This is a genomic window from Microcoleus sp. FACHB-1515 (genome assembly GCF_014696105.1).
Taxonomy (GTDB): Bacteria; Cyanobacteriota; Cyanobacteriia; order Elainellales; family Elainellaceae; genus JAAUTJ01.
In genome coordinates this window covers 1-3,666 of record NZ_JACJPO010000083.1, presented here as the reverse complement: position 1 = coordinate 3,666, position 3,666 = coordinate 1, and the positions used below count along the sequence as shown (strand labels likewise).

Genomic DNA, 3,666 nt, shown 5'->3' with positions numbered 1-3,666 from the left:
CGGCATCCATCGTCAGCATCCTTGAGCAATTTTAGGAGTTCTCTCTAGCATAATCGAGTCTTCTCAACCTGCTCTCTAAGCACTATTACTCACTGCAAAAGTGGGATGTACCCATTGGTGTAAACCGTTCCCTCTCGCGTTTGGCGCACATCAGCCTCAACCCCTCTAATCCAGGTGACGCGATCTTGTTTGTCATAAACATTCATCCGCGTTTGCCCATCCAGAACAAACACCCGCACCACATTTCTGCGGCCTTCAAAAAATACCAGCGTTTGCATCTCGCCTGCATTGCCGCTCGTGCTCGTGCCCGTTCCTGCGCCTGTTCCCGGTGCTGGAGTGCTGGTGACGTTCAGGCGAGTAAAGCGCAGGGGCGCATCATTACCCTCAGCAAAGATCAGCAGATTTTCACCGTCAAGCGTCACACGCTGAGCCGTTTGCAGCGCTTCAAAATAGCGAGTTTCCTGATTCATCACAGCAGGCGCGCACGCCATTCTCGTCGCAGCCACCGCACTGACCGTCAAGCTTTCACCGCCCTCCGATCGAATGCCAGCCCGATAGCGATTGCAGGCTCCCCGACCTGAAATGCCAGTCGTGCCATCAAAGCGCAGCGTAGTTTGAACGTTATCAATTACGCCCGCCCCTGCCAAATCTTCCAGCAGCCATTCGGTATCTGCCAACTGGTCAATCATGCTTGTCCTCGGTACGCTGGTGGCCTGAGCGATCGCGCTGGGCTGCACAGGTTGGGAAGCGATCGCAACATTGAAGCCCGCCGCGCTCAAACCGGCACTCAACATCAAAGAAAAAAGCATTCTTACTTTCACAGTCATAACCGTAAGTTACCCAAACAGAAATTGCGCCTCAAGCCGATCGAATCACGGGTGAAGCAATCGATCGCTGAGCTAGCGCAGTTTATTACTTTCTAAGCATAAAATTCAAAAATTGCGCCTAGCGAAACGTTTCAGAAAATGAAATAGAGTTTTGATGCAACACCTGACTTCGCGCTTGTCACGATCGAGTGAGATTTGCTGGAGAAGAAATCCCTGCCTGCAACAGGCAGGGATTGGAACAGAGGAGTTAAGGTCGTCTTAAAACGATTCCTAAAGTTGCTCCAAGGAGAGCGTCACTTCACCTTCGTTGTCTTCAAGGTAAGTGTCATAGAAAAAGGCGCAGAGCGTCGCAGACTCTTGCACATCCAGCATCAGCGTGTCATCGTAGCCGTTGAGCGAAACCCAAGTTGCTCCGGTTTCCACACCTGTATCATGGTTCATCACCTTGCCACCGTAAATCCACAGCAGCACGATCGGTTCACCCTGAGTGCCCGTGTCTGTGCGATAGCCAAATGTGCCACTCTTGATCTTGAGAACATAGCTGCCAGCTTGCAGCGACTTTGAAACCGCCGTTTGCTCCAGCCGCACCATCGACTCTGGATCGATGTAGTAGCAGTTGCGCTGGCTGTGAACAACCAGTTCCGCAAACTCCGCTCCATCCACTTCGATCGCCACTTCGCCCTCGTTGTCGTCAAGGTAGGTGTCGAAAAAGAAGCCGCAAAGCGTCGTCGGCTCCACCACGTCGATCGTCAACATGTCACCATAGCCGTTCAAGGACGACCAGGTCGATCGCACTTCCACATTCGTCTTGTGGTTGACGACCTTACCGCCATACAGCCACAGCAGCACGATCGGCTCACCCGGATGACCCGACGAGGCGCGATAGTCAAACGTGCCGCTCTTGAGGCGAATCGTGTAGGTTCCAGGTTGCAGCAGCTTCGAGGCCGAAACCTCCTCTTGCAGCCGACGCATCGAGTCTGTATCGAGCAAGAAGCAGTTGTAGCGGCTGTGAACGGTGAACTCGCTCACGCTGCTTTGCTGCTCAGCAGGCTGAAAAGACTCATACCAACCTTCCGATCGCGACTCATCTTCGGTTTGCGGCGCGGTCGGTGCGGTCGCCACCTGAGCCGTAAAGCCAGACGACAGCGTTTGACTTGTCACCGGACAAGAGACGCCTTCTTCAATTTCTTCAACCTTACGAACCTTGCGAATCAGAACAATTTCCTCTTCGCGGCGAATCATCGTGCGAATCGGAGCAAGACAAACGACATCCCTCTCAGGATCGCGACCAAAGCTATCGAAACTCAGCGAATTGATGTCGGCAGGAATGATGTAACCGTTTTGTTGTTCGCTCATGGTACTTCTCCAATGAAAGTCGAAGCTTCAGCAAGCTAGTTCTGCTGAGCGTAAGCAGGCTGGGGGGCAGGGGCAGCGATCGAATTGTTGGCTAAAGTGTCGCTGGTTACAGGACAGGCTAGAGGCGCATCGACTTCTTCAACCTTGCGAACCTTGCGAATCAAAACTAACTCTTCCTCGCGGCGAATCATCGTGCGAATTGGAGCAAGACAAACAACATCCCGTTCAGGGTTGCGGGCAAAGCTGTCAAAACTTAAGGCGGCGATATCAATAGAAGACATAGAGACTTGCAGTCGCAAAAGCTGGATCGTTAAACAAGTTAAATTCGCGCAAAAGCTAGCGTTGCTAAGAGGCAACGATCGAGCATTGAAAAACTGCTCAGAATGCTTCTAGCAACGCCTAGCTAGCGATCTTCAATCAATGCGATCTACTGAACAAAAGGATTGCTCGACAGCGTGTCGCTGGTCACAGGGCAGGACAAGCCAGCATCGACTTCTTCAACCTTGCGAACCTTACGAACCAGGATAATTTCTTCTTCGCGACGGATCATTGTGCGAATCGGAGCAAGACAAACAACATCACGACGAGCATCGCGGCCAAAGCTATCGAAGCTCAGCGAGTTGATATCAGAAGGAATGATGTAACCGTTTTGTCGGTCAGCCATGACTTGAAATCCTTTTCGAGTGGTTTGATGTAAACACTTAAATTTGGTTTACATGAATAATACTAACTACAACTCCCCAGAAAGTAAAGGCCTAAAACTAAATTTTTTGTCGTGTTTTATTCAATTTTTAATAATTAGATTTCTTGCTAACATACAATGCAAAAATCGCCTGAAAGCCCTGATGCGGTGAGCTTTCAGTCATCAATTAATACTTTAAGTTTTTAATTTTTACCTGGTTTTCATTAAATTAACCTCAGAGTTAGCAATAGATTTGTTTTGGAATTTTGACCAGCAAAAAATAAATCCACTGCGTGAAACAGTGCGGCAAGCGTACTTACTCTAAATCAATGAAATCAGTCAGATTCAAACAGCAAGCCTAAAAAAGTTAGGCAGCATACTATTTCTCATCGCAAAGCAAGGAAGTCCTGCTGAGCGGCGGGAAGTAAACGAATTAATTGAGAATTAGACAGAACATTGGCAATCTATCCGTGCAGACGAAATAGCGATCGCCACGACAGATAATCAAGAGTGATGGTGTGTTCACGCTGTAAGTCAGTGCCTTACAGCATCAAGTCGAATCTTGAACAGGAAACTTTGCCAGTGAAACCCAAATGACTGAACTTGAGCATCACAGGGAAACAAACAGAAAACAGGGTTACTCTAAACCAGGTTAAACACCGTGTAGCAGCATTCACTAGAATGCTGCTACAGCAATCCTAAATAGGAGATGAACAGTAGCCGTACATAAATGCTTTGGCAAAAGCAAAGGTTTGACAATGTGTGACTAATTGAAACAGAAACTTGACCGACCCAAATCTT

The 3,666-nt window shown here is 48.9% G+C and carries 4 protein-coding genes; all 4 read right to left on the bottom strand.

What is annotated here, in order from left to right; all coding sequences use genetic code 11:
- Positions 1–89 precede the first annotated feature (89 nt).
- The 4 genes from H6F67_RS26515 to H6F67_RS26500 all read right to left on the bottom strand — a co-directional run bounded on the left by H6F67_RS26515 (position 90) and on the right by H6F67_RS26500 (position 2,847).
- A complete protein-coding gene (locus H6F67_RS26515) occupies positions 90–794 on the bottom strand; it encodes an META domain-containing protein (RefSeq protein ID WP_206753947.1) in 705 nt (234 codons plus the stop codon).
- A 303-nt stretch (positions 795–1,097) separates the two neighbouring features.
- The gene (locus H6F67_RS27975) at positions 1,098–2,183 is read right to left on the bottom strand and encodes a hypothetical protein (RefSeq protein ID WP_242020816.1); all 1,086 of its coding nucleotides are present in this window, start codon (positions 2,181–2,183) and stop codon (positions 1,098–1,100) included.
- Between the two features lie 35 nt (positions 2,184–2,218).
- Positions 2,219–2,464 (bottom strand): hypothetical protein, encoded by a 246-nt coding sequence (locus H6F67_RS26505; protein ID WP_190769663.1) that lies wholly within the window; start codon positions 2,462–2,464, stop codon positions 2,219–2,221.
- Positions 2,465–2,610: 146 nt separating this feature from the next.
- Positions 2,611–2,847 carry a hypothetical protein gene (locus H6F67_RS26500; RefSeq protein ID WP_190769662.1) on the bottom strand — a complete coding sequence of 79 codons (237 nt, stop codon included), beginning with the start codon at positions 2,845–2,847 and terminating at the stop codon, positions 2,611–2,613.
- Positions 2,848–3,666: the final 819 nt, after the last annotated feature.

What these genes read in the sequence shown, in the direction of transcription:
- H6F67_RS27975 (WP_242020816.1), bottom strand. Translation starts at nt 2,183, where the DNA reads ATGAGCGAACAACAAAACGGTTACATCATTCCTGCCGACATCAATTCG.
- H6F67_RS26505 (WP_190769663.1), bottom strand. Translation starts at nt 2,464, where the DNA reads ATGTCTTCTATTGATATCGCCGCCTTAAGTTTTGACAGCTTTGCCCGC.
- H6F67_RS26515 (WP_206753947.1), bottom strand. Translation starts at nt 794, where the DNA reads ATGTTGAGTGCCGGTTTGAGCGCGGCGGGCTTCAATGTTGCGATCGCT.
- H6F67_RS26500 (WP_190769662.1), bottom strand. Translation starts at nt 2,847, where the DNA reads ATGGCTGACCGACAAAACGGTTACATCATTCCTTCTGATATCAACTCG.